Raw genomic sequence first — 701 nt, forward strand, 5'->3', positions numbered from 1 at the left:
CACAGGCCGAACTACAGACGGCCGCGCGCTATGGGCGCATGTTCGGTGAATGGATCGCGGCCGGATTGAGCCTGCCGCTGCAGCTGTTGGGCGGATTGCCCGGCCTGCTGACCGGCATCTGGGGCGTTGCGAGCGGTATCGCGGAGCGTGCCGCCGCCGTCTGGGACACCATCGGCGAGCGTGTTAACGCGGCATGGCTGGCGCTGAGCGCCGCCACGGTTCAGGCATGGGATCGGCTGACTGGCTGGCTTAATGGCAAATGGGAGGGGCTGGTAAACGGGGCTAAAGCGCTGCCGGGGCAGTTCAAAGAAGCCGGGATGAACATGATTAACGGGGTCATTGACGGCATTAGCGAGCGCTGGCAGGCGCTGAAAGACAAGTTTTCCAGCCTCACGGATATGCTGCCTGACTGGATGAAGTTTGGCGACGATGAGGCGGAGGTTAACCCGGCGATTTCATACAACCGCCCGGCGCCTGAGCTGATGCCGGGGCCGGGCTATGCGGGGGCATTCGACAAGGGCGGCCTCATCCCGCGCGGCCAGTTCGGCATCGTTGGCGAGCGTGGCCCGGAGATTGTCAACGGCCCGGCCAACGTGACCGGGCGCCGGAAAACGGCGGCGCTGTCGGCGGCGATGTTATCGCTGTCAACGCCGGTGATGGCGTCGGCCCCTGCTGCTGCACCTGCCACGGCGCCAGCCCCG

1 protein-coding gene is annotated in these 701 nt (G+C 65.9%); it reads left to right on the forward strand.

What is annotated here, in order from left to right; genetic code table 11:
• Window positions 1-701, forward strand: a 701-nt coding sequence (locus AEAC466_RS44820) for a hypothetical protein (RefSeq protein WP_031239712.1), incomplete at both ends; no start/stop codon positions are given.

Origin of the sequence: Asticcacaulis sp. AC466 (assembly GCF_000495815.1) — a bacterium.
Classification (GTDB): Bacteria; Pseudomonadota; Alphaproteobacteria; order Caulobacterales; family Caulobacteraceae; genus Asticcacaulis.